Source organism: Alkalihalobacillus sp. NPDC127517 (genome assembly GCF_050276055.1).
Lineage (GTDB): Bacteria > Bacillota > Bacilli > Bacillales > Bacillaceae_D > Alkalicoccobacillus.
In genome coordinates, this window is sequence record NZ_JBNNQX010000014.1 from 38,907 (window position 1) to 63,611 (window position 24,705).

The 24,705-nt window shown below is 42.8% G+C and carries 25 protein-coding genes and 1 other annotated feature; all 25 genes read right to left on the reverse strand.

Annotated elements, in window-relative coordinates:
- Complete coding sequence (gene rpsS / locus ACQKKO_RS17635; RefSeq protein ID WP_203090890.1) at window positions 1–279, reverse strand: 30S ribosomal protein S19; 279 nt, start codon at window positions 277–279, stop codon at window positions 1–3.
- Between the two features lie 63 nt (window positions 280–342).
- Complete coding sequence (gene rplB, locus ACQKKO_RS17640; RefSeq protein WP_498649509.1) at window positions 343–1,173, reverse strand: 50S ribosomal protein L2; 831 nt, start codon at window positions 1,171–1,173, stop codon at window positions 343–345.
- A gap of 27 nt (window positions 1,174–1,200) precedes the next feature.
- Complete coding sequence (gene rplW, locus ACQKKO_RS17645) at window positions 1,201–1,488, reverse strand: 50S ribosomal protein L23 (RefSeq protein WP_203090888.1); 288 nt, start codon at window positions 1,486–1,488, stop codon at window positions 1,201–1,203.
- Entirely contained in the window at window positions 1,488–2,111 is a 624-nt protein-coding gene (gene rplD, locus ACQKKO_RS17650) for a 50S ribosomal protein L4 (protein WP_498649510.1), read from the reverse strand. The genes rplW and rplD overlap by 1 nt, the downstream gene beginning before the upstream one ends.
- Before the next feature lie 29 nt (window positions 2,112–2,140).
- Window positions 2,141–2,770, reverse strand: coding sequence for a 50S ribosomal protein L3 (gene rplC, locus ACQKKO_RS17655; protein ID WP_479826965.1), 630 nt, complete (start codon window positions 2,768–2,770; stop codon window positions 2,141–2,143).
- An 85-nt stretch (window positions 2,771–2,855) separates the two neighbouring features.
- The gene (gene rpsJ / locus ACQKKO_RS17660) at window positions 2,856–3,164 is read right to left on the reverse strand and encodes a 30S ribosomal protein S10 (protein WP_479826963.1); all 309 of its coding nucleotides are present in this window, start codon (window positions 3,162–3,164) and stop codon (window positions 2,856–2,858) included.
- A 770-nt stretch (window positions 3,165–3,934) separates the two neighbouring features.
- Window positions 3,935–5,125, reverse strand: coding sequence for an elongation factor Tu (tuf, locus tag ACQKKO_RS17665; RefSeq protein ID WP_440162164.1), 1,191 nt, complete (start codon window positions 5,123–5,125; stop codon window positions 3,935–3,937).
- A 125-nt stretch (window positions 5,126–5,250) separates the two neighbouring features.
- Window positions 5,251–7,329: an elongation factor G gene (gene fusA / locus ACQKKO_RS17670; RefSeq protein ID WP_498649512.1), complete on the reverse strand. Its 2,079-nt coding sequence runs from the start codon at window positions 7,327–7,329 to the stop codon at window positions 5,251–5,253.
- Between the two features lie 106 nt (window positions 7,330–7,435).
- Window positions 7,436–7,906 (reverse strand): 30S ribosomal protein S7, encoded by a 471-nt coding sequence (gene rpsG, locus ACQKKO_RS17675; protein WP_498649514.1) that lies wholly within the window; start codon window positions 7,904–7,906, stop codon window positions 7,436–7,438.
- 38 nt (window positions 7,907–7,944) lie between these two features.
- Window positions 7,945–8,364 carry a 30S ribosomal protein S12 gene (rpsL, locus tag ACQKKO_RS17680; RefSeq protein WP_203090881.1) on the reverse strand — a complete coding sequence of 140 codons (420 nt, stop codon included), beginning with the start codon at window positions 8,362–8,364 and terminating at the stop codon, window positions 7,945–7,947.
- 108 nt (window positions 8,365–8,472) lie between these two features.
- Entirely contained in the window at window positions 8,473–8,721 is a 249-nt protein-coding gene (locus ACQKKO_RS17685; protein WP_498649517.1) for a 50S ribosomal protein L7ae-like protein, read from the reverse strand.
- Window positions 8,722–8,809: 88 nt separating this feature from the next.
- Entirely contained in the window at window positions 8,810–12,433 is a 3,624-nt protein-coding gene (gene rpoC / locus ACQKKO_RS17690) for a DNA-directed RNA polymerase subunit beta' (RefSeq protein WP_498649519.1), read from the reverse strand.
- A gap of 121 nt (window positions 12,434–12,554) precedes the next feature.
- Complete coding sequence (rpoB, locus tag ACQKKO_RS17695) at window positions 12,555–16,094, reverse strand: DNA-directed RNA polymerase subunit beta (protein WP_498649523.1); 3,540 nt, start codon at window positions 16,092–16,094, stop codon at window positions 12,555–12,557.
- Window positions 16,095–16,351: 257 nt separating this feature from the next.
- Entirely contained in the window at window positions 16,352–16,954 is a 603-nt protein-coding gene (locus ACQKKO_RS17700) for a class I SAM-dependent methyltransferase (RefSeq protein ID WP_498649524.1), read from the reverse strand.
- A gap of 73 nt (window positions 16,955–17,027) precedes the next feature.
- Complete coding sequence (gene rplL / locus ACQKKO_RS17705; protein ID WP_479826952.1) at window positions 17,028–17,396, reverse strand: 50S ribosomal protein L7/L12; 369 nt, start codon at window positions 17,394–17,396, stop codon at window positions 17,028–17,030.
- Between the two features lie 69 nt (window positions 17,397–17,465).
- A complete protein-coding gene (gene rplJ, locus ACQKKO_RS17710; protein WP_498649525.1) occupies window positions 17,466–17,966 on the reverse strand; it encodes a 50S ribosomal protein L10 in 501 nt (166 codons plus the stop codon).
- A gap of 39 nt (window positions 17,967–18,005) precedes the next feature.
- Window positions 18,006–18,133, reverse strand: a sequence feature (ribosomal protein L10 leader region).
- 57 nt (window positions 18,134–18,190) lie between these two features.
- Entirely contained in the window at window positions 18,191–18,886 is a 696-nt protein-coding gene (gene rplA / locus ACQKKO_RS17715; RefSeq protein ID WP_498649526.1) for a 50S ribosomal protein L1, read from the reverse strand.
- 125 nt (window positions 18,887–19,011) lie between these two features.
- Window positions 19,012–19,437: a 50S ribosomal protein L11 gene (gene rplK, locus ACQKKO_RS17720; protein WP_203090873.1), complete on the reverse strand. Its 426-nt coding sequence runs from the start codon at window positions 19,435–19,437 to the stop codon at window positions 19,012–19,014.
- Window positions 19,438–19,594: 157 nt separating this feature from the next.
- Complete coding sequence (gene nusG, locus ACQKKO_RS17725; protein WP_203090872.1) at window positions 19,595–20,128, reverse strand: transcription termination/antitermination protein NusG; 534 nt, start codon at window positions 20,126–20,128, stop codon at window positions 19,595–19,597.
- An 80-nt stretch (window positions 20,129–20,208) separates the two neighbouring features.
- Window positions 20,209–20,388, reverse strand: coding sequence for a preprotein translocase subunit SecE (gene secE, locus ACQKKO_RS17730; RefSeq protein ID WP_203090871.1), 180 nt, complete (start codon window positions 20,386–20,388; stop codon window positions 20,209–20,211).
- A gap of 458 nt (window positions 20,389–20,846) precedes the next feature.
- On the reverse strand, window positions 20,847–21,494 hold the full coding sequence (gene sigH / locus ACQKKO_RS17735; RefSeq protein WP_498649558.1) for an RNA polymerase sporulation sigma factor SigH: 648 nt from the start codon (window positions 21,492–21,494) through the stop codon (window positions 20,847–20,849).
- Between the two features lie 100 nt (window positions 21,495–21,594).
- A complete protein-coding gene (locus ACQKKO_RS17740) occupies window positions 21,595–22,104 on the reverse strand; it encodes an NYN domain-containing protein (protein ID WP_498649530.1) in 510 nt (169 codons plus the stop codon).
- Between the two features lie 2 nt (window positions 22,105–22,106).
- Window positions 22,107–22,856: a 23S rRNA (guanosine(2251)-2'-O)-methyltransferase RlmB gene (gene rlmB / locus ACQKKO_RS17745; RefSeq protein ID WP_498649533.1), complete on the reverse strand. Its 750-nt coding sequence runs from the start codon at window positions 22,854–22,856 to the stop codon at window positions 22,107–22,109.
- Window positions 22,849–23,283, reverse strand: a complete 435-nt coding sequence (locus tag ACQKKO_RS17750; RefSeq protein ID WP_498649536.1) for a Mini-ribonuclease 3 — start codon at window positions 23,281–23,283, stop codon at window positions 22,849–22,851. The genes rlmB and ACQKKO_RS17750 overlap by 8 nt, the downstream gene beginning before the upstream one ends.
- A complete protein-coding gene (cysS, locus tag ACQKKO_RS17755) occupies window positions 23,280–24,686 on the reverse strand; it encodes a cysteine--tRNA ligase (protein ID WP_498649537.1) in 1,407 nt (468 codons plus the stop codon). The genes ACQKKO_RS17750 and cysS overlap by 4 nt, the downstream gene beginning before the upstream one ends.
- Window positions 24,687–24,705 lie beyond the last annotated feature (19 nt).

Below are 24,705 nucleotides of genomic sequence, written 5' to 3' on the forward strand. Positions count from 1 at the left end.
TTAACGTCTAGTTTTTCTATCGTCAGCAGCGTGACCTTTGTAAGTACGGCTTGGTGCGAATTCGCCAAGCTTGTGTCCTACCATATCCTCGGATACGTATACCGGTACGTGCTTACGACCATCATAAATTGCAAATGTGTGACCGACGAAATCAGGAAAGATCGTTGAACGGCGAGACCATGTCTTGATAACTTTCTTATCGTTAGTCTCGTTAAGAGCTTCAACTTTTTTCATCAAGTGATCATCAACAAAAGGTCCCTTTTTTAAACTACGGCTCATGAGATTTCCTCCTTCCGTGATTGGCAACCGGCTCCCTGGTTTGAGAACCGAAGCCATATCGCGTTATTTTTTGCGACGACGTACAATGTACTTGTCAGATGGGTTGTTCTTCTTACGTGTTTTGTATCCAAGAGTTGGTTTACCCCAAGGAGACATTGGAGATTTACGTCCGATTGGAGATCTACCTTCACCACCACCGTGTGGGTGATCGTTCGGGTTCATTACAGATCCACGAACCGTAGGACGTTTACCTAACCATCTAGAACGACCGGCTTTACCGATGTTCACAAGTTCGTGCTCAAGGTTACCAACTTGACCGATTGTAGCGCGGCAAGTAGATAGGATGTAACGAGTTTCACCTGAGTTCAGACGAACAAGTACATATTGACCTTCTTTACCAAGAAGTTGAGCTTCTGCACCAGCAGAACGAACAAGCTGACCACCTTTACCAGGACGAAGCTCGATGTTGTGAATGATAGTACCTACTGGAATATTGCTAAGTGGTAATGTGTTACCTACTTTGATATCCGCTTCAACACCCGATTCAACAACAGTTCCGACCTTAAGGCCTTTTGGAGCTAAGATGTAACGTTTTTCACCATCTGCATAGTGAAGTAACGCAATGTTAGCAGAACGGTTTGGATCGTATTCGATCGTAGCAACGCGTCCTGGAATACCATCTTTATTACGTTTGAAATCGATGATACGGTATTGACGTTTGTGTCCGCCACCTTGATGACGTACAGTCAATTTACCTTGGTTGTTACGGCCGCCTTTTTTGTGTAAAGGAGCTAGTAACGACTTTTCCGGCTTATCCGTCGTTAGTTCAGCGAAATCAGAAACTGACATGCCACGACGACCGGCACTGGTTGGTTTATACTTTTTAATAGCCATCTTTAATTCCCTCCTTCTTTGTTAATGTTACCCTTCAAAGAAGTCTAGTTCTTTACTTTCAGGCGTTAATGTAACAATAGCTTTTTTACGGCGAGCCGTGTAGCCAGTGTAACGTCCGAAACGTTTTGACTTCCCTTTGGAGTTAATTGTATTTACGTTAGAAACCTTAACTTCGAAGATTTCCTCTACAGCTGATTTGATTTGAGTTTTGTTCGCACGAACATCAACTTCGAAAGTGTATTTCTTTTCTTCCATCAAATCAGTTGAACGTTCAGTAATGATAGGGCGCTTTAAGATATCACGAGCGTTTGACATTATGCAAGCACCTCCTCTACCTTTTCAACAGCCGCTTTTGTTAGAACTAGCTTGTCGTGCTTAAGCACATCAAGTACGTTAACAGCGTCAGCAGTTAAGACTGTTACATTTGGAAGATTACGACTTGAAAGTTCTACGTTCTCGTTGTAGTCAGAAACAACAACTAGAGCTTTTTTCGCAATAGAAAGTCCAGACAGGACAGCTGCCATGTCTTTAGTTTTGATTGCGTCAAATTTAAGATCTTCAAGTACAACAACCTCAGAAGCTTGAACTTTGCTTGATAGCGCAGATTTGATCGCTAGGCGACGAACCTTCTTAGGAAGTTTGAAGCTGTAGCTGCGTGGTGTAGGTCCGAAAACAACTCCACCGCCAACCCATTGTGGTGAACGGATAGAACCTTGACGAGCACGTCCTGTACCCTTTTGGCGCCATGGTTTACGACCGCCTCCGCGAACTTCAGAGCGTCCTTTTGTTTTGTGAGTTCCTTGACGTAGAGATGCTTGTTGCATTACTACTGCGTCATGTAACACACTCTCATTTGGTTCAATTCCGAAAACGGAATCAGCAAGCTCGATATCGCCAACTTCTGAACCAGTTTGATTAAATACTGTAACTTTCGGCATGATGTGGCCTCCTTTCTTCTATAAATCGATTAGTTAGCTTTAACTCCGGACTGAATTGCTACATAACCTTTTCTTGCTCCAGGAACATTTCCTTTTACTAGTAAAAGATTACGTTCAGCGTCTACTTTTACGATTTCCAAGTTCTGAATCGTGATTGTTTCTCCACCCATACGTCCAGGAAGAAGTTTCCCTTTGAATACACGGTTTGGAGCAACAGGACCCATTGAACCAGGACGACGGTGGTAACGTGAACCATGGGACATCGGTCCGCGAGATTGGTTATGACGCTTAATAGCACCTTGGAAACCTTTCCCTTTAGATGTTCCTGTTACGTCTACTACATCGCCTTCTGCAAAAGTTGTTACGCTAAGCTCTTGTCCGACTTCATAGTCATCTAGAGTAACGTTACGGATTTCCTTGATGTAGCGCTTAGGAGTCGTTTGAGCTTTTGCTGCATGCCCTTCAGACGGTTTTGTAGTGTTGTTTTTCTTCTGGTCAGCAAATCCAAGTTGGATTGCTTCGTAACCATCAGAATCAACTGTTTTCTTTTGCAGAACCACGTTTGGTTCAGCTTCAATTACTGTTACTGGGATGACTTCGCCATTCTCAGCAAATACCTGAGTCATACCGATTTTTCTACCTAAGATTCCTTTGGTCATCCGTTACACCTCCTATATAATTAAATCATTTTATTAGTTTGCCATTTATCAAGAGCGACCTAGCCGCCAAAAAGCAAGTTAGCTATTATAGTTTGATTTCGATGTCTACGCCAGACGGTAAGTCTAAACGCATTAACGCATCCACAGTTTGTGGTGTTGGTTCAACGATATCAATCAAACGCTTATGTGTACGCATCTCGAATTGTTCACGAGAATCTTTGTACTTATGAACAGCACGAAGAACCGTGTACACTGATCTCTCAGTTGGAAGCGGAATCGGTCCTGATACACTTGCACCCGAACGTTTAGCCGTTTCTACGATTTTCTCTGCTGATTGGTCCAAAACACGGTGATCATAAGCTTTTAAACGAATACGAATCTTTTGCTTTGCCATTATAGCCCCTCCTTTTTCGTCCATTTTTATAAACAGACATACTCCGCGAAAATTTCATACACTCTGCCATGGCAATGGGGCCGGGTGTATCAGCAACCTTCCGCATCATCGATGTCAATGCACTTACACTTTCTTCTCTTCTTCAACCGAACAAGATAAATATAGTTTGGGCACACTTCTACTATTATAAAGACTAAGACTTGTAATTGCAAGGCTTTTTAAAAAGAAATTTGTTGATAGAGCAGGGTTTTTCTGAATACGTATGATCATTGCTGTCAATTGATTAAAAAGAGTGGGCAGACCAGACATTCACTACCGGGATGGGGGCACGCTATCCGTGGGAGGCGTTGAACTAAACTGGCTAACGCCAGCCTTATTTCAACCTCACCTTTTTGTCCCACAGGAGTCGGCCTCCCTTCCCGTTCGCTTTGTTTTTGTGCTTTACGTTATATATAGAAGAAACGTCATCTTGATAAGAACTTCATTAGTATGATTTAGATAGAGTTACATTAACAGTTAAGAAGAAGAATGAACAATACCAGCTTTGCGAAAGTTGATTTATCTCCGCTCTTTTGCTGCAGAGTATCTATAGCCTGTATTGATTTTTTACTCTGCTCGATCGTTCAATTCTACGTATTATAGTAGAGATTTGGTTAGATGTAAATCCGTGTTTCTTCTATTGTAATGATGGACGAAACGGAATCTATTCAAACGTATTTTAGAGAAAAGAAAAAGCACCCCTTAGAGGGATGCTTTGTTCTTTAGTGAAATTACTTCTGGATAGAAGCTACAACACCAGATCCAACTGTACGTCCACCTTCACGAATAGAGAAACGAGTTCCTTCTTCGATCGCGATTGGAGCGATAAGCTCAACAGTCATTTCTGTGTTATCACCAGGCATTACCATTTCAACGCCTTCTGGAAGGTGTACAACACCCGTTACGTCAGTTGTACGGAAGTAGAACTGAGGACGGTAGTTTGTGAAGAATGGAGTGTGACGTCCACCCTCATCTTTAGATAATACATAAACTTCAGAAGTGAAGTTTGTGTGTGGAGTGATTGTACCTGGCTTAGCAAGTACTTGACCACGTTGGATATCATCACGAGATACACCACGAAGTAGTGCTCCAATGTTGTCACCAGCTTCAGCATAGTCAAGAAGCTTACGGAACATCTCAACACCAGTTACAGTTGTTTTCTTAGCTTCTTCAGCAATACCGATGATTTCTACTTCGTCACCAACGTTAAGTTGACCACGCTCTACACGACCTGTAGCAACCGTACCACGACCAGTGATTGAGAATACATCCTCAACAGGCATCATGAATGGTTTTTCAGTGTCACGTGGAGGAGTAGGAATGTACTCATCTACTGCGTTCATAAGCTCGATGATTTTTTCTTCGTAGTCTGCATCACCTTGAAGGGCTTTAAGTGCAGAACCTTGGATAACTGGAACGTCATCACCAGGGAAGTCATACTCAGAAAGAAGATCACGTACTTCCATTTCTACAAGCTCAAGAAGTTCTTCGTCGTCTACCATGTCACATTTGTTTAAGAATACAACAAGTGCAGGTACACCTACGTTACGAGAAAGAAGGATGTGCTCACGAGTTTGTGGCATTGGACCGTCAGCAGCAGATACTACTAAGATTCCTCCGTCCATTTGTGCAGCACCAGTGATCATGTTTTTAACATAGTCAGCGTGTCCTGGGCAATCTACGTGTGCGTAGTGACGGCTGTCAGTTTCGTATTCAACGTGAGCAGTAGAGATTGTGATTCCACGCTCGCGCTCCTCTGGAGCTCCATCAATAGCGTCATACGCCATTGCTTGACCTTTACCAGAACGCTTAGCAAGTACAGTTGTAATTGCAGCAGTTAGTGTCGTTTTACCATGGTCAACGTGTCCAATAGTACCAATATTGGCATGTGTTTTGGAACGATCGAATTTTTCTTTACCCATGATTCATTTCCTCCCTTTAATTGAACAATTCATTTATTTTTTAACAAGAAAGATGGTTCGCCCGTAAAGGGTTGTACATCATCCTTAGCTTACAACAAAAATGTTTTGGAAACAATCGCGAACGATTACTCTCCAGTTTGTTTCTTGATAATTTCAGCTGCGACACTCTTCGGTACTTCTTCATAATGATCAAAGAACATAGAGTACGTACCGCGTCCTTGTGTGCGTGAACGAAGAGATGTTGCATACCCAAACATTTCTGCAAGAGGTACAAACGCTTTAACGGTTTGTGCGTTACCGCGCGCTTCCATTCCTTCAACACGTCCACGACGAGCTGTAACATCACCCATAATGTCACCCATGTACTCTTCAGGTACAACAATCTCTACCTTCATAAGTGGCTCAAGAAGAACCGGGTTACACTTGGTTTTGGCATTTTTCAGAGCCATTGATGCAGCAATCTTAAAGGCCATTTCATTGGAATCGACATCATGGTAAGAACCATCAAAAAGACGAGCTTTAATGTCGATTACAGGGAAGCCAGCAATCATACCGTTATCAAGTGCTTCTTCAATACCTGCTTGAACAGCTGGTACGTATTCACGAGGAACAACTCCACCAACAATTCCATTCACAAACTCAAAGCCTGCGCCCTCTTCGTTAGGAGAGAACTCAACCCATACGTGACCGAACTGTCCACGTCCACCAGATTGACGAACAAACTTACCTTCAACCTGTGCAGATTGGCGAATCGTTTCACGATATGAAACTTGAGGTGCACCAACATTCGCTTCTACTTTGAATTCACGTTTCATACGGTCAACAATGATATCAAGGTGAAGCTCACCCATACCACCGATGATTGTTTGACCCGTTTCTTCGTCAGTGTGCGTTTTGAATGTTGGATCTTCTTCTGCAAGTTTAGCTAATGCCATACCCATTTTATCTTGGTCAGCTTTAGACTTAGGCTCAACAGAAAGGTGAATAACTGGTTCTGGGAAGTCCATTGATTCAAGGATAACAAGGTTCTTCTCATCACATAGTGTATCACCAGTAGTCGTATCTTTAAGACCTACAGCAGCAGCAATATCACCAGAGTAAACCGTAGAGATTTCCTCACGTGAGTTTGCGTGCATTTGTAGGATACGACCTACGCGCTCACGCTTGTCTTTTGTAGAGTTCTTAACATAAGAACCAGAATCAAGCGTACCAGAGTAAACACGGAAGAATGTTAGTTTACCAACATAAGGATCCGTCATTACTTTGAAAGCAAGTGCAGAGAACGGTTGATCATCGCCTGGCTCACGAGTAACTTCTTCTTCAGAATCAGGAATGTGACCAGTGATCGCACGAACATCAAGTGGTGATGGTAGGTAAGCAAGAACAGCATCTAGCATAAGCTGAACACCTTTGTTCTTAAATGCCGAACCACAGATTACAGGATAGAATTCAACGTTACAAGTTCCTTTACGGATTGCAGCTTTAAGCTCTTCATTTGTAATCTCTTCACCTTCAAGATACTTCATCGTTAATTCTTCATCAAGCTCAGCTACTGCTTCGATTAATGATTCATGAAGTTTCTCTGCTTGTTCTTTATACTCAGCAGGAATTTCAGTTGTTTCCCACTCCTTACCAAGGTCATCTTTGTAGATGTGAGCTTCCATTTCGATTAGGTCGATGATTCCAGTGAAATCATCTTCTGCACCGATTGGTAATTGGATCGGGTGAGCGTTTGCTTGTAAACGGTCACGAAGTGTTCCAACAGAGTACATGAAATCTGCACCGGTTTTATCCATCTTATTGACGAATACAACACGAGGAACACCATAAGTAGTTGCTTGACGCCATACAGTTTCTGTTTGCGGTTCAACACCTGATTGTGCATCTAGTACCGCGACAGCCCCATCCAATACGCGAAGTGAACGTTCAACCTCAACTGTGAAGTCTACGTGTCCTGGTGTATCGATGATGTTAATACGATGGCCTTTCCATTGAGCTGTTGTCGCAGCAGACGTGATTGTAATACCACGCTCTTGCTCTTGCGCCATCCAGTCCATTTGAGAAGCACCTTCGTGAGTTTCACCGATTTTATGAACACGCCCTGTGTAAAACAGGATACGTTCAGTTGCAGTTGTTTTACCGGCATCAATGTGAGCCATGATTCCGATATTACGCGTATCTTTTAAGGAGAACTCTCTTGCCATAGTGTATTTCTCCTTCCTCAACGGTTAGATGATGTACAAAAAGTCAGGTTAAATCGCTACGCTCTTTAATCCTGCTTTTTGAAACACCTTATTAGTAGTTTTAATCTTACCAGCGATAGTGAGCAAATGCTTTGTTTGCTTCAGCCATCTTGTGCGTGTCTTCGCGTTTCTTAACAGAAGAACCAGTGTTGTTAGCAGCATCTAGGATTTCATTAGCAAGACGCTCTTCCATGGTTTTCTCTCCGCGTAGACGTGCATAGTTTACCAACCAGCGTAATCCTAAAGTTGTACGACGCTCTGGTTTCACTTCAATCGGTACTTGATAGTTTGTACCACCAACACGGCGGGCTTTAACTTCAAGAACTGGCATGATGTTCTTAAGAGCTTGGTCGAAAACTTCCATAGGATCGTTACCGCTGCGCTCCTTCACTGTGTCAAACGCATTATAAAGAATGGTTTGAGCAATTCCTCTCTTTCCGTCAATCATAATACGGTTGATTAGACGAGTAACAAGTTTAGAATTGTAGATCGGATCTGGCAATACGTCACGACGTGGGACTGGACCTTTACGAGGCATAGTCTCCCCTCCTTTCAAATTATCAATAAGTTAAATGATTATTTCTTTTCTTTTGGCTTTTTCGTACCATACTTCGAGCGTCCTTGCATACGGTTTTGTACACCAGCTGTATCAAGTGCGCCACGAACGATGTGATAACGTACCCCTGGTAAGTCTTTCACACGTCCGCCACGAATAAGTACTACACTGTGCTCTTGTAGGTTGTGTCCGATACCAGGAATGTAAGCTGTAACTTCAATTCCATTCGTTAAACGAACACGCGCATACTTACGAAGCGCCGAGTTCGGCTTCTTCGGAGTCATAGTACCCACACGTGTGCAAACACCACGTTTTTGTGGTGAAGATACGTCTGTTTGGGACTTTTTGAAGCTGTTGAATCCTTTGTTAAGCGCTGGAGAATCTGATTTCTTCCCTTTTGCTTCACGGCCTTTACGGATTAACTGATTAATAGTAGGCATGATGATCCCCCTTCCCTCTAAAATAAGACCACTGATCCTGGTGGTTCATGTTTAGGCAAAAGTAATGTTTTTGCCAAACGGAAGTCACCGATCGGCAAAAACATTATATTACTTCCTTAACGCTACAGTGGCTGCGCCGACATCAATTCCACAAGCTTTTCCAAGCTTCTTCATTGAATCGACATATACAATCGGAATGCGCTTTGCCTGAGCAAGCTGCTCAGCCTGAGTGACAATGTGTGGATCAGCATCACTGGCAATCACCAGTTCACTGACAAGATCATTGTCGAGCGCTTTAAGTGTCTGTTTTATACCAACAAATGGGTTTGAACCCTGTTCAACTTTTTCATAAGACATACGATATCCTCCAAAGCAACAGGTCTTCAGGCACACTTTGATATCTTAACACCCGTGCATATGCGTGTCAACCACCTATAGCATTTTTTTAGTCCTGTGAAATCATTTCCTCAAGCATTGCTTCCGCTTGTTCTTGCTGCGACTGCTGCGTATGCTCAGAATGAATGTTTAAGTTACGGTAACGTTGCATACCCGTTCCTGCTGGAATCAACTTACCAATGATAACATTCTCTTTAAGACCAAGTAGCTCATCACGCTTACCTTTGATTGCAGCATCCGTAAGAACACGAGTTGTTTCTTGGAATGATGCAGCCGATAAGAATGAATCTGTCTCAAGTGATGCTTTGGTAATACCAAGTAGAACAGGGCGGCCAGTTGCCGGGTTTTCACCATTGATTAGAACATTTCTGTTCTCGTCGTTAAATTTCTGAATTTCAATAAGAGCACCTGGCAGGACTTTCGTATCGCCAGCATCGGTCACACGGATCTTACGAAGCATCTGGCGTACCATTACTTCTACGTGTTTGTCTCCAATTTCTACCCCTTGCATACGGTATACCTTCTGTACTTCTTTAAGAAGATACTCCTGTACACCATTCATACCTTTGACCTTCAGAAGTTCCTTAGGATCTACAGAACCTTCAGTGATGCTTTCACCAGCTACAACATGATCTCCTACAGACACTCTGATTCGAGCTCCATAAGGAATTGCGTATGCTTTTGATTCAAGCTCACTCTTGATTGTGATTTCACGTTTATCTCCATCTTTAAAGTCGATGATTTCACCATCTACTTCAGAGATAACCGCTTGACCCTTCGGATTACGTGCTTCAAATAGCTCCTGGATACGTGGAAGACCTTGTGTAATATCGTCTCCTGCTACCCCACCTGTGTGGAACGTACGCATTGTAAGCTGTGTACCCGGCTCACCGATTGATTGGGCAGCGATGATTCCAACTGCTTCTCCCACTTCAACGTCGCTTCCTGTTGCCAGGTTGCGGCCGTAACACTTCTTACACACACCATGGCGCGTGTTACACGTAAATACAGAACGAATCGTTACAGCTTCAACACCAGCATCTAAAATCGCTTTTGCTGTATCTTCACCGATTAGCTCGTTTTTATCAATAAGAACTTCATTTGATTCTGGATGACGAACCTTTTTGAATGCTAGACGACCAACTAAACGATCGTATAAACCTTCAATGACTTCGTTTCCTTCTTTAATCGCCGCAACTTCTAGACCACGGTCCGTACCACAATCGTCTTCACGGACAATAACATCCTGTGCTACGTCAACTAGACGACGAGTAAGGTAACCTGAGTCAGCTGTTTTAAGGGCTGTATCCGCAAGACCTTTACGCGCTCCGTGTGTAGAGATGAAGTACTCAAGTACTGTCAGACCCTCACGGAAACTCGATTTGATTGGAAGCTCAATGATACGTCCAGATGGATTCGCCATTAGTCCACGCATACCCGCAAGCTGCGTAAAGTTAGAGGCGTTACCACGCGCTCCTGAGTCACTCATCATGAAGATTGGATTGCTTCGATCAAGTGTACCCATTAGCTTGTTCTGGATAACATCCTTCGCCTCACTCCAGATGGAGATAACACGATCATAACGCTCTTCCTCTGTGATTAGACCACGACGGAATTGCTTAAGAATGCGTTCAACCTTTTCTTCTGCTTCAGCTAGAATAACTTTCTTCTCAGCAAGTACAACGATATCCGCTACCCCTACAGTAATACCAGCTTTAGTAGAATACTTAAATCCAAGATCCTTCATGCGGTCAAGCATTTTAGATGTTTCTGTAATCTTGAATTTCTTAAATACCTCAGCAATGATGTTTCCAAGGAACCCTTTCTTAAACGGAAGAATAACTTCACGTTCAGCTAGCTCACTTTTCACATCCGTTGTGCTTGGTACGATATATTTAGCTGGTGTAGCTACGGCTAGGTTGTAATCTGTCGGCTCATTCATATACGGGAATGACTCCGGTAGAATTTCGTTAAAGATTAGCTTACCTACTGTAGTTAACATCAGCATGCTTTGTTGCTCTTCTGTGAAGTTTGACTTCCCTAGAGAAGAAACTGGCACAGCTACACGTGTATGAAGATGAACGTATCCATTCTGATAAGCAGTGATAGCTTCGTTCGTATCTTTAAATGTAGAGCCTTGACCTTTTGCATCCGCACGCTCAAGAGTTAGGTAGTAGTTACCTAGTACCATATCCTGTGACGGTGTAACAACTGGCTTACCATCTTTCGGATTCAAGATGTTTTGAGCCGCAAGCATTAGTAGACGAGCTTCTGCTTGTGCTTCTGCAGATAGAGGTACGTGAACAGCCATTTGGTCACCATCAAAGTCAGCGTTATATGCTGTACATACGAGTGGGTGAAGCTTAATTGCACGACCTTCTACTAGAATTGGTTCAAACGCTTGAATTCCAAGACGGTGAAGTGTTGGTGCACGGTTAAGTAAAACTGGATGCTCGCGAATGACTTCTTCTAGGACATCCCAGACTTCCGGCTGAACACGTTCTACCTTACGTTTTGCACTCTTAATGTTGTGTGCAAGACCCTTGCTAACAAGCTCTTTCATAACAAACGGCTTAAATAACTCAAGTGCCATTTCCTTTGGAAGTCCACACTGATACATTTTCAAGTGAGGTCCTACTACGATAACCGAACGACCAGAGTAGTCAACACGTTTACCTAGTAAGTTTTGGCGGAAACGACCTTGCTTTCCTTTAAGCATGTGAGAAAGAGATTTCAACGGACGGTTACCTGGACCCGTAACAGGTCTTCCACGACGGCCGTTATCAATCAACGCATCAACTGCTTCTTGAAGCATACGTTTTTCGTTTTGAACGATAATATTAGGTGCTCCAAGGTCTAGTAGACGCTTCAAGCGGTTGTTACGGTTAATAACACGACGATACAAGTCATTTAAGTCAGATGTAGCAAAACGGCCACCATCTAGCTGAACCATTGGACGCAGCTCAGGTGGAATAACCGGCAGCACATCAAGAACCATCCAAGAAGGCTCGTTACCTGAGTGACGGAACGCTTCAAGAACCTCTAAACGCTTGATCGCACGTGTACGACGCTGACCTTGAGCTGTTAACAGCTCTTCTTTAAGAAGACCCACTTCTTTTTGTAGATCAATATCAGCTAGTAGTTTGCGGATCGCTTCTGCTCCCATTTGTGCAGTAAAGCCACGACCGTATTTATCGTAGTACGCTCTATATTCTTTCTCAGAAAGAAGTTGTTTCTTTTCAAGAGGTGTATCGCCTGGATCTGTAACCACATAAGATGCGAAGTAAATGACTTCCTCAAGCGAACGTGGAGACATATCAAGCACTAGTCCCATACGACTCGGAATTCCTTTAAAGTACCAAATGTGAGAAACAGGAGCAGCAAGCTCAATGTGACCCATACGTTCACGACGTACCTTAGCACGTGTTACTTCAACACCACAACGGTCACAAACAACGCCTTTATAGCGAACACGCTTATACTTCCCACAATGACATTCCCAGTCTTTTGTTGGACCAAAGATACGCTCACAGAACAAACCATCTTTCTCTGGTTTTAATGTACGGTAGTTAATGGTTTCCGGCTTCTTTACTTCACCTCTAGACCAAGAACGAATCTTGTTCGGTGATGCAAGGCCTATTTTCATATACTCGAAGTTATTTACATCTAGCAAGGGGTCAACCTCCCTTTTGATTTCCGTATCTGTACGAATGTCTATCTATAAATCCTGACAATGCAGAAAATGAAAGCAACAGGGAGAGTCGTTATCGCTCTCCCGGTTGCTTATTATTCGTTTACGCCTTAGCGCTTGGCTCGAAGTTCAAATTCAACTTATCGTTCCCTTGTTCTTCTTCATCATCAAGCTCTCTCATCTCGATTTCTTCTTCGTTACTTGAGAGCATTTTCACGTCCATACCAAGTGATTGAAGCTCTTTGATTAGAACTTTAAAGGATTCAGGAACACCTGGTTCAGGTACGTTCTCCCCTTTTACAATCGCTTCGTATGTTTTCACACGACCAACTACATCATCTGATTTCACTGTAAGGATTTCCTGAAGTGTATAAGCAGCACCATACGCCTCAAGTGCCCAAACCTCCATCTCACCAAAACGCTGTCCACCGAATTGTGCTTTACCACCTAGTGGCTGCTGTGTAACAAGTGAGTAAGGTCCAGTTGAACGAGCATGTAGCTTATCATCAACCATGTGAGCAAGTTTGATCATGTACATAATCCCTACAGAGATACGGTTATCAAATGGTTCCCCAGTACGGCCATCATAAAGGACAGTCTTACCATCACGAGCCATTCCCGCTTCTTCAAGAGTACCCCAAACATCTTCCTCACGCGCTCCATCAAATACAGGAGAAGCAACATGAATACCAAGCTTACGAGCCGCCATACCAAGATGTAGCTCAAGCACTTGTCCGATGTTCATTCGAGATGGTACCCCTAGTGGGTTTAACATAATGTCAATTGGCGTGCCATCAGGAAGGTAAGGCATATCTTCCTCAGGAAGGATACGTGAGATAACACCTTTGTTACCGTGACGACCGGCCATTTTATCCCCTTCATGAATCTTACGTTTTTGTACAATGTACACACGCACAAGCTGATTCACTCCAGGTGGTAATTCGTCTCCATCTTCACGATTGAAGATTTTAACGTCAAGAACAATTCCGTCTCCTCCGTGAGGTGCGCGTAGTGAAGTATCACGAACTTCACGTGCTTTCTCACCAAAGATCGCGTGTAATAGACGTTCTTCAGCAGTTAATTCTGTTACTCCCTTAGGCGTAACCTTACCAACTAAAATATCTCCGTCTTTTACTTCTGCACCTGTACGAATAATTCCACGCTCATCCAGGTTACGTAGTGCATCTTCCCCAACGTTTGGAATGTCACGCGTAATCTCTTCTGGTCCAAGCTTTGTATCACGAGCATCTGATTCATATTCTTCAATGTGAATAGATGTATAAACATCATCTTTAACTAGACGTTCACTTAGGATAATCGCATCCTCATAGTTGTAACCTTCCCAAGTCATGAAACCAACCATTACGTTACGTCCAAGCGCCATCTCACCTTTTTCCATTGATGGGCCATCGGCTAAGATTTCGCGCTTATCAACGATATCACCCTCTGAAACGATCGGGCGTTGGTTGTAGCTTGTTCCTTGGTTAGAACGGATAAACTTCTGAAGACGATATTTATCAAGGTCGCCTTTTACATCTTGGCCGTCTACTTCTTCAATACGACGAACCCAAATTTCTTTAGCTGTTACGCGTTCAACTTCACCGCGATATTTTGAAACTACTGCAGCTCCAGAATCTCTTGCAGACACATGCTCCATTCCTGTACCAACGATTGGAGACTCAGGTACAAGTAAAGGCACTGCCTGACGTTGCATGTTCGCTCCCATTAGGGCACGGTTGGAGTCATCGTTTTCTAAGAAAGGAATACAAGATGTCGCAGCAGAAACTACCTGCTTCGGAGATACATCCATATAATCTAACTGGTCACGAGGAACAGCCGTATTTTCTCCCTTGAAACGAGCAATAATATTATCATCAACAAACGAGCCATCTTCTGTAAGCTTCGCATTCGCCTGTGCGACAACATAATTATCTTCTTCATCCGCAGTTAAGTAATCAATTCGAGCCGTTACTTTTCCTGTTTCAGGATCCACTCTACGGTACGGAGTTTCCATGAATCCAAATTCGTTGACCTTCGCATAAGAAGATAATGAGTTGATTAGACCAATGTTTGGTCCCTCTGGCGTTTCAATCGGACACATACGACCATAGTGAGAGTAGTGAACGTCACGAACTTCAAATCCAGCCCGTTCCCTCGTTAAACCACCCGGTCCTAGTGCAGATAGACGACGCTTATGCGTAAGCTCAGCTAATGGGTTTGTTTGGTCCATAAACTGAGATAACTGCGAGCTACCAAAGAACTCTTTAATAGACGCAATGACCGGACGAATGTTAATTAGTGCCTGAGGCGTAATCATATTCGGATCTTGAATTGACATTCTCTCACGTACCACACGCTCCATACGGGACAATCCAATACGGAATTGGTTTTGTAGTAACTCCCCTACTGAACGTAGTCGACGATTACCAAGGTGATCGATATCATCAGTATCGCCCACACCGTGTAATAGATTAAAGAAGTAGCTGATTGCAGAAATGATATCTGATGGTGCGATATGCTTCACATCGCGTTCAACCATACCGTTTCCGATCACATCAATTACTTGCTCCCCTTCACGATCGCTTGGTGCATAGATTTTGACTGATTGAATCGTCACTTCTTCGTCATCAATTACTCCGCCGGCTACATACACTTTCTTGAAACCAACGTTGTTCTCAAGGTAAGGAATGATGCGATCAAGCGTACGACGATCAAGAACCGTACCTTCTTCTGCTAGAATTTCACCTGTTTCAGGGTCTACTAGCGTCTCAGCAAGGCGTTGGTTAAAGAGACGATTTTTTATATGAAGCTTCTTGTTCATCTTGTAGCGTCCAACATTCGCTAGGTCATAGCGCTTAGGATCAAAGAAACGAGAATCAAGTAGACTCTTCGCATTTTCAACTGTTGGCGGCTCACCCGGGCGAAGGCGCTCATAGATTTCAAGCAATGCTTTTTCAGTACTGTCTGTGTTATCTTTTTCAAGAGAATTACGAAGATACTCGTTTTCACCAAGTAAATCGATCATTTCTTGATCAGAACCAAAACCAAGTGCACGCAAAAGAACCGTCACTGGTATTTTTCTTGTGCGGTCTATCCGGACGTAAACAATATCCTTCGCGTCCGTTTCAAGCTCAAGCCACGCTCCACGGTTAGGAATGACAGTGGCAGTAAACCCTTTTTTTCCGTTTTTGTCGGTTTTTTGACTGTAATATACGCTTGGGGAACGAACCAGCTGCGATACAATAACTCGCTCTGCTCCATTAATGACAAACGTACCTGTATCTGTCATAAGAGGGAAGTCACCCATGAATACTTCCTGCTCTTTGACTTCACCTGTTTCTTTGTTAATCAAACGAACCTTAACCCGTAGTGGAGCAGCAAACGTTACATCACGTTCTTTAGACTCTTCTACTGGATACTTAGGCTCTCCCAGGCTGTAATCAATAAATTCCAAAACCAAATTCCCTGTGAAATCTTGGATCGGTGAAATGTCCTGGAACATCTCACGTAAACCTACATCAAGAAACCATTGGTAGGAAGCTGTTTGAATCTCAATCAAGTTAGGAAGTTCCAATACCTCATTGATTCTCGCGTAGCTTCTACGCTGGCGGTGACGTCCATACTGAATTAGTTGTCCTGCCAACTGATTCACCCCTTAAATCTCGCGTTATAGTATCTAAAAAGGCTATCCAATCTCTGAAACCAGAAGATTAAATGACCATTGTTCAAAAAAAACTGACCTCACTTTACAACCCTACTACATTCAGAACAAACTGATTATAGCAGTATAACCAAATTTATCTAGCTGTATTCCTTGTAAAATCGTTCTTTTACATGCTTCAACCAGAAAAATAGGCAATTGTACGCATTAAATGATAATACCACAAGGTAGGTTGCGAGTCAATTTTTTCTTGCACGGATAATAAAATATCCCTTGTTTTTTTCAATTGTTTCTACTTCACCAAATAATTGACCTAATTTCTCTAACGTAGAAGGAGCTCCTTGTTTCTTTTGGATTACTACCCAAAGCTCTCCCCCATTTTTCAAATGTGTGTGCGCTTGTTCATAAATCGAGAATACTGTTGCTTTCCCCGCACGGATCGGCGGATTGGTTATTATCGCGGCATACTCTTTATGAGGGACCTCATCAAACCCATCACTCTCAAAAACCAAAACGTTTTCCACTCGATTTTGTCGTGCATTGATTCGCGCCAATGTACACGCTCGCTCATTAACATCGAGGAGATGCACTACACGCTTTGGATCAGCTTTTGCTAGAGTTAATCCAATCGGCCCATACCCACAGCCAACATCAAGTAGATCCCCCTCTACTTCAGGGAATTCAAAATGCTCAATTAGCGTTCTGCTACCAAAATCTACTTCATGCTTAGAGAAAACGCCTCTATCTGATGTTAATCGCAGGCTGTATCCGCGTAGTTCAGTTGTCCACGTTTTTTGTTCGCTTGGCGTACTTGGTTTATTGGAATAATAGTGTTCAGACATTGTGATCCTCCATTCTTTTACCTATGGACAAAAAAAGACTCGCTATGGCGCGAGCCTTTTCTTATTCAACTAATTACTTAACTTCAACAGAAGCTCCTGCTTCTTCAAGCTTAGCTTTAACTTCGTTAGCTTCGTCTTGAGAAACACCTTCTTTAATTGGAGCTGGAGCACCATCAACTAGTGCTTTCGCTTCTTTAAGACCAAGACCAGTTACTTCACGAACTGCTTTGATTACGTTGATTTTAGAACCACCAGCTGATTCTAGAATTACGTCAAATTCAGTTTGCTCAGCAGCAGCTTCGCCACCAGCAGCACCAGCAGCAGCTACAGGAGCAGCAGCAGTAACACCGAATTCTTCTTCAATAGCTTTTACTAGATCGTTAAGTTCTAGTACTGTCATTTCTTTGATTGCACCAATGATTTCTTCATGCGTTTTAGTCATTTGTAAATCCTCCTTGTTTTATAGGTTTTCACCTTTGTGGGTTTTGTTACGAATTAGCAGGCTACTCTATTAAGCGCCTTGCTCTTCCTTTTGCTCTGCAACTGCTTTTGTAACAAGTGCAAAGTTACGAACTGGTGCTTGAAGCACACTAAGAAGCATAGAAAGAAGACCATCACGAGATGGAAGTTCAGCCAACGCCTTGATTTGCTCAAGAGACGCAACTTGACCTTCAATCACACCAGCTTTGATTTCTAACGCTTCATGCTTTTTAGCAAATTCGTTAAGAATCTTAGCAGGAGCAATAACATCTTCTTTACTGAATGCAATCGCAGTAGGACCTACAAGCTGCTCATCAAGAGCAGTAAGTTCAGTCTCAGCAGTCGCACGACGTGTCATTGAGTTTTTGTAAACTTTGAACTCAACACCAGCATCACGCAGTTGTTTACGAAGATCGGTTACTTCAGAAACAGAAAGACCACGGTAATCAACAACAACTGTTGATTGGCTCTCGCTAAGCTTAGTAGCGATCTCAGAAACAACCTGTTTCTTAGCATCGATAATTTTACTCATACATACACCTCCTGTTAGTCTGTTACGTTTACACCGCGCATAAGCATATAAAAAGCCCTCATGCAGACATGAGGGCGTATGGATTCCATTAAGAAATCTATCGCTCACCTCGGCAGGATATTAAGCTTATATGCCCCTGCTGTCTACGGTATAATCATATAATAAATGTGCTACCACTGTGCACTTGAAGAAGTATACACAATGGCTGCACTATTTGTCAACGTTTATTTAGAAAGAGAAGAAACGTTCACGCGAATTCCAGGACCCATTGTAGATGCGATTGATACATTACGCATGTAAGTACCCTTAGCAGCACTTGGCTTAGCTTTAAGCAACGTGTCTACAATTGTCTTGAAGTTCTCAACAAGTTTGTCATCTTCAAATGACACTTTACCGATTGGAACGTGTACGTTACCGGATTTTTCAACACGGTATTCTACTTTACCAGCTTTGATTTCATTAACAGCTTTCGTTACATCAAATGTAACAGTACCTGTTTTCGGGTTTGGCATAAGGCCTTTTGGTCCTAGTACACGACCAAGCTTACCAACTTGAGCCATCATGTCTGGAGTAGCAACGATTACGTCAAAATCAAACCAACCTTGGTTGATTTTATTGATGAAATCTTCTTCTCCAACAAAGTCAGCTCCAGCCGCTTCTGCTTCTTTCGCCTTTTCACCTTTAGCAAATACAAGAACACGTTGTGTTTTACCTGTACCATTCGGAAGCACTACTGCTCCACGGATTTGCTGATCCGCTTTTTTCGGGTCTACGCCCAAACGTACAGCTACTTCAACAGACTCGTCAAATTTAGCTGTCGCTGTTTTCTTAACAAGCTCAATTGCCTCTGCTGGAGAATACGAAGTATCCTTATCAACCAGCTTTAGGGCTTCTTGATACTTTTTACCTTTTTTAGCCATGATTCATTTCCTCCTCGATTGTGGTTTTAACGGATAGTCCTCCCACTACAGAAGGTTGCGCCCTGTTTCACAGGTATGAGGATGAATCCTCAAGTCGCAACCTCCAGTAAACGGAACAATAAGTCTTAGTCTTCGATCGTAATTCCCATGCTGCGAGCTGTTCCTTCAACCATACGCATTGCAGACTCAACGTTTGCAGCGTTAAGATCTGGCATTTTAGTTTCAGCAATCTCGCGCACTTTATCACGCTTAACAGTTGCAACCTTGTTACGGTTTGGTTCTCCAGAACCAGACTCGATTCCAGCTGCTTTCTTAAGCAATACCGCTGCAGGCGGAGTTTTTGTGATGAACGTAAAAGAACGATCCTCAAAAACTGTAATCTCAACAGGAATAATTAGACCTGCTTGATCAGAAGTACGAGCGTTAAATTCTTTACAGAAACCCATAATATTCACACCTGCTTGACCCAATGCAGGACCAACCGGTGGAGCTGGATTCGCTTTCCCAGCAGGGATTTGCAATTTAACCATTTTAATTACCTTTTTAGCCACGTGACACACCTCCTTAAGTCCGTGATGTGGTTATCCGGATGATTTTCATCCTCCCACTCAAAAAACGGATGCATTCATGCACCCGATGGCTCATGTTATCAAACCATATCAAACATGAAAATTCTATCACCTTCAAAGGGAGATATCAAGTCATTTATTAAATCTTTTCTACTTGATTGAAATCAAGTTCAACAGGCGTCTCGCGTCCAAACATGTTCACATGAACCTTTACCTTTTGTTTTTCCACTTGAATTTCTTCAATTGTTCCAACAAAATTCGCAAATGGACCTTCTTTTACCTTCACAGATTCTTTAATATCAAAGTCGATATCTGCTTTCGGTTGTTCCACACCCATTTGTTTAAGGATGCTTTCCACTTCATCTGGTAAAAGAGCTGTCGGCTTAGAACCTGCTCCAGACGATCCGACGAATCCAGTTACCCCTGGTGTGTTACGAACAACATACCAAGAATCATCTGTCATAATGATTTCTACTAGAACGTAACCTGGAAATACTTTTCGAGAAACGGTTTTTGTTTTGCCGTTCTTTACTTCTGTTTCTTCTTCAACAGGAACAAGTACTCGAAAGATTTTATCTGTCATATCCATAGATTCCACACGCTTTTCAAGGTTTGCTTTCACCTTGTTTTCATAGCCTGAATACGTGTGTACCACATACCAATTTTTCTCCATTGTAGCTAGGACCAGTTTGTCCTATTCGCCTCCTTTCTAGTACTCATACAAATCATCTACCATCCTACAACTGTGTATTCCTAGAGAAGACGAACTAACTCTGAAATCCCCAAATCAACCACTGCAAAAAAGATCGTCATAATCGCTACCGTTGCAAGAACGACTAATGTGTAACGTGTCAGTTCTTTACGCGTCGGCCACGTGACTCGTCTCATTTCCTGAGCTACACTTTGAAAGAAATTAACTACTTTACCGGCCATGGGAACACCTCCAGCACCAATTCATTATGGTCATGATCTTGTCTATCTAAACAACCGCTCAAAAATACGAGATTCTTTGTACAAACAAAAAAAGAACCGCTGCATTCAATTAAATGCGGTTACCTTAAAACAGTATAAAAAAGAACCCTTTTCGATAAGAGTTCATCTAGCATTACACATGCTCTTTGATACTAGCATGTCAAGTATTTTGTGTCAATCTTTGGTTGGTAGAATAATGAGAAAACGAGCCTAGGACAAACCATTAAAATAGACCATAAAACTCGAACATAGGACGATATCCGCTACAGGAGAATCCCTCGTACCCACGGGGTACGGCCTCAGCCTCTTACGCGGAAACCCACCGCAACAGAGACTTCACCACGTACCTTTCCCATGTGTGTCGGGCACCCTCGTTTTATAATTAATTCTTAGTTTTTGTTCTAGCCTCGTAGACGTTTCTAGAGTGTAACACCTTTAAGCTCTACATACCGTTCAAGCTTCCGTTTCACACGCTGCAGTGCATTATCAATTGATTTCACGTGACGGTTGAGATCTACTGAAATTTCTTGATAGGTGCGCCCATCTAGGTATAGAAGCAGTACCTGCTGCTCTAGCTCACTTAGAATTTCGCCCATCTTCAGTTCAATATTCTCAAACTCTTCTTGATTAATTAATAGTTCTTCTGGATCCGTTACCCGATTTCCGCATATCACATCAAGTAATGTCCGGTCCGATTCTTCGTCATAAAGTGGTTTATCTAGTGATACATACGAATTAAGGGGGATGTGCTTCTGCCTAGTTGCTGTTTTGATTGCTGTTATGATCTGTCGAGTAATACACAGTTCAGCAAATGCTTTAAACGATGACAGCTTGTCCCCTCTAAAGTCACGAACAGCCTTGTAAAGACCAATCATTCCCTCTTGAACAATATCTTCATGATCAGCGCCAATCAAAAAATAAGAACGTGACTTCGCACGCACAAAATTCTTATATTTGTTAATTAGATATTCAAGTGCCAGAGTATTTCCGAGTCTTACTTGATCTACAAGAAAGCTATCGTCAGCCTGTTCAAATCCGTTACCAGGCTTTGTAAAAGTTGGTTCCAGCTGAAGCTCTGCAGTCACAACAATACCCCCTCGGCCTAGGCCACTGACTTAATGTTTAAACGTATTATATAGCACACATTTCCAGAAGGTCAACCACTCATCACTCGCCACGACGCCATTTTTCAAAAATTTCGGTAAGTTCGTCACTAAGATATGCATGTGTCGGTTTTTGTTGTTTTTTCGCCGTTTCGACCATTTTCTTAATTCCTTTTGTTGCCATTTCTGTCTCAATTAAAAGCTCCCGCGCTGACTTTCTTAGCGCACCACTTCCAAAGATAACGGACTGCTCTGCAAAATCAGAGGTCGCCACATGAATGGTTGTGTCTACACGTTTAAGCTCCCGAACCAAACGTTCGATTCTCTCATCCGCGGTCTCAAGCTTACGCGTATAGATGACCTCCACCTTATGGTTTTGATAGGTTTTCCCTACTCCCGTCACCATATGAGCATCAAAAATAACAGTCACCTCTGCACCCGAATAGGCTTGGTACTCCGCCATACTACTAATTAATAGATCTCTTGCTAGTTCTAAATCCTGATCCTTTAATTCCCGAAGCTTTGGCCAGGCACCGATGATATTATAGCCATCCACCAGCAGAATGGTTCGCATTGTTATCGACTTCCTAGCGGCGTACGTTTACGATAAACCTCATACATCAGTAAACTCGCGGCAACAGAAGCATTAAGCGACGTCACACTACCGACCATTGGAATAAAAATAAGAAAATCACATTTTTCCTTTACAAGACGGCTCATTCCTTTGCCTTCACTTCCAATAACAAGTCCCAGTGGCATATCAAATGCTGCACTACGATAGTCTTCCTGAGCAGAGGCATCTGTTCCTGCAAACCACACGCCTTGTTTCTTAAGCTCGTCCATTGTTCGTGAAATGTTTGTCACTCTGACAACAGGTACATATTCAATCGCTCCTGTAGAGGCCTTTGCAACAGTTTGTGTCAGTCCAACTGCACGACGCTTCGGGATGATCACTCCATGTGCGCCACAAGCATCTGCTGTACGTAGGATTGATCCTAGATTATGCGGATCTTCAAGTTCATCAAGAACTAAGAAAAAGGGCTGTTCGTTCTTCTCAGCTGCACGCTCAAAAATATCCTCAATTTCTGCGTATTCATACGCAGCCACCGATGCAACAATCCCTTGGTGATTTTCATTCCCTATCAAGTTCGCTAGCTTCTTTTTAGGAGCTGTCTGCACGAGAATATTTTTCTCTTTAGCGATCTGAAGGACTTTCGTCATTTGCCCTTTCTGTGAGCCCTCCGCAATCCAAATCTTATGGATTGGGTGACCAGAACGGAGCGCTTCTATGATCGGGTTCTTTCCTGCAATAAATTCCTCACTCATGATTCTGTGCTCCTTTGTCTTGTTTGTTTTCGTATTCTCCAAGTGCCATCTCAATAATTTCATCTAATCGTTCTGATTTGTCGGTAATATATAAATAGCCGAGTAACGCTTCAAAGCCTGTAGAATAACGATATGTCGTTACACTCGTATTCTTTGGCACAGACCCTGATTTTGCATTTCGACCTCTTTTAATAACCATCATCTCTTCCTCTGTAAATACCCCGTTTTCTTCTAAACGATGCACCATTTCCGCTTGGGCCTTCGCAGAGACGTACCGAGTGGCTTCAACATGCAGAGCATGAGGCTTCACCTTCCCCTGCGCCAGCAGGTAATACCGTACATACATATCAAGTACAGCATCACCCATATAGGCTAGGGCTAATCCGTTTAATTGCTTTAAATCTGTCGTAGGCTTAATGATCTTCATGTGCGCGCTTCTCGTTTCCACCGTACACCTTGTGGGGTATCCTCAAGCAGAATACCTTGAACCTTTAACTGATCACGAATATCGTCCGCTTCTTGGAAGTTACGGGCAGCACGCGCTTCGTTCCGCTTCTCAATTAATTGATCGACTTCCGCATCTAACAGTTCAGTCTCTTCGTGCAGGGACAAGCCAAGCACTCCACCTAATTCATCAAACAAGCTGATGAACGCCTCAAGGACGGCTTTTGATGTCTGTTTTTCACGGCTATAAATATTCGCTTCCTTCGCTGCATCGAACAGAACCGAGATACCATTAGCACTATTAAAGTCATCGTCCATCTCTTGAATAAACCGAGTACGAAGCTCCGATACTTTATCTACCCATTCGGCCTGCTCACCGTAATCTGCGCAATCATCAAGTCTGTGCTTAATCGTCCGAAGCGCTGTTTTGATTCGATCAAGACCATTCTTAGCTCCTTCAAGCAGTTCAGAGCTGAAATTAATTGGGCTTCTGTAGTGAGCTGTCAGCATAAAGAAACGAACGACTTCTGGTGAATGCTGTCGAATAATATCATGTGCCAAAACAAAATTTCCGAGTGATTTTGACATTTTTTCATTGTCGATGTTAATAAACCCATTATGCATCCAATAGTTAGCCATAGGCTTATCTGTCAAGGCTTCCGACTGCGCAATCTCGTTTTCATGGTGCGGGAATGAAAGGTCGCGACCTCCTGCATGAATATCAATGGTATCGCCTAAATATTTTTTTACCATGGCCGAGCATTCAATGTGCCAGCCTGGTCGACCGTTGCCCCATGGACTCTCCCAGGAGATCTCTCCTTCTTTTGCTGCCTTCCAGAGGACAAAATCTAGAGGATCTTCTTTCCGGGTATCTACTTCAATACGAGAACCGCTTTGCAGATCATCAATCGACTGAGAAGAAAGCTTCCCGTACTCTTTAAACTTTCTAGTCCGGAAGTACACATCTCCGCCTGATTCATAGGCATAGTCTTTCTTCTCAAGCAACTCAATAAATTCCACAATATCCGGAATCGTTTCGGTCACTCGTGGATGAATATCAGCTGGCTTTACACCTAATGCGCAGGTGTCTTGATGATACGCTTCAATAAAGCGATTCGCGACATCAAACACATCCTCACCAAGTTCGTTCGCTGCTCGGATAATCTTGTCATCCACATCTGTAAAGTTTGAAACAAAGAATACCTCATAGCCACGATATTCTAAATACCTACGCACCATATCGTAGACAATCGGCGGTCTTGCATTTCCGATATGAATATAATTGTAGACAGTGGGTCCACACACATACATCTTAACTTTGCCTTTTTCCATAGGAATAAAGGGTTCTTTTTTCATTGTTAAGCTGTTTAGAATTTGAATAGCCATACAATCTTCTCCCTTAACT

Bases quoted from the DNA above. Each gene is read 5' to 3' on its own strand.
- rpsG (WP_498649514.1), bottom strand. From the start codon at position 7,906: ATGCCTCGTAAAGGTCCAGTCCCACGTCGTGACGTATTGCCAGATCCG.
- secE (WP_203090871.1), bottom strand. From the start codon at position 20,388: ATGGCCGGTAAAGTAGTTAATTTCTTTCAAAGTGTAGCTCAGGAAATG.
- fusA (WP_498649512.1), bottom strand. From the start codon at position 7,329: ATGGCAAGAGAGTTCTCCTTAAAAGATACGCGTAATATCGGAATCATG.
- cysS (WP_498649537.1), bottom strand. From the start codon at position 24,686: ATGGCTATTCAAATTCTAAACAGCTTAACAATGAAAAAAGAACCCTTT.
- rplJ (WP_498649525.1), bottom strand. From the start codon at position 17,966: ATGAGTAAAATTATCGATGCTAAGAAACAGGTTGTTTCTGAGATCGCT.
- rpsL (WP_203090881.1), bottom strand. From the start codon at position 8,364: ATGCCTACTATTAATCAGTTAATCCGTAAAGGCCGTGAAGCAAAAGGG.
- rpsS (WP_203090890.1), bottom strand. From the start codon at position 279: ATGAGCCGTAGTTTAAAAAAGGGACCTTTTGTTGATGATCACTTGATG.
- rplL (WP_479826952.1), bottom strand. From the start codon at position 17,396: ATGACTAAAACGCATGAAGAAATCATTGGTGCAATCAAAGAAATGACA.
- rlmB (WP_498649533.1), bottom strand. From the start codon at position 22,856: ATGAGTGAGGAATTTATTGCAGGAAAGAACCCGATCATAGAAGCGCTC.
- ACQKKO_RS17740 (WP_498649530.1), bottom strand. From the start codon at position 22,104: ATGCGAACCATTCTGCTGGTGGATGGCTATAATATCATCGGTGCCTGG.
- rplB (WP_498649509.1), bottom strand. From the start codon at position 1,173: ATGGCTATTAAAAAGTATAAACCAACCAGTGCCGGTCGTCGTGGCATG.
- rplW (WP_203090888.1), bottom strand. From the start codon at position 1,488: ATGTCAAACGCTCGTGATATCTTAAAGCGCCCTATCATTACTGAACGT.
- rplD (WP_498649510.1), bottom strand. From the start codon at position 2,111: ATGCCGAAAGTTACAGTATTTAATCAAACTGGTTCAGAAGTTGGCGAT.
- ACQKKO_RS17700 (WP_498649524.1), bottom strand. From the start codon at position 16,954: ATGTCTGAACACTATTATTCCAATAAACCAAGTACGCCAAGCGAACAA.
- nusG (WP_203090872.1), bottom strand. From the start codon at position 20,128: ATGGAGAAAAATTGGTATGTGGTACACACGTATTCAGGCTATGAAAAC.
- ACQKKO_RS17685 (WP_498649517.1), bottom strand. From the start codon at position 8,721: ATGTCTTATGAAAAAGTTGAACAGGGTTCAAACCCATTTGTTGGTATA.
- rplA (WP_498649526.1), bottom strand. From the start codon at position 18,886: ATGGCTAAAAAAGGTAAAAAGTATCAAGAAGCCCTAAAGCTGGTTGAT.
- tuf (WP_440162164.1), bottom strand. From the start codon at position 5,125: ATGGGTAAAGAAAAATTCGATCGTTCCAAAACACATGCCAATATTGGT.
- rpsJ (WP_479826963.1), bottom strand. From the start codon at position 3,164: ATGGCAAAGCAAAAGATTCGTATTCGTTTAAAAGCTTATGATCACCGT.
- rplC (WP_479826965.1), bottom strand. From the start codon at position 2,770: ATGACCAAAGGAATCTTAGGTAGAAAAATCGGTATGACTCAGGTATTT.
- ACQKKO_RS17750 (WP_498649536.1), bottom strand. From the start codon at position 23,283: ATGAAGATCATTAAGCCTACGACAGATTTAAAGCAATTAAACGGATTA.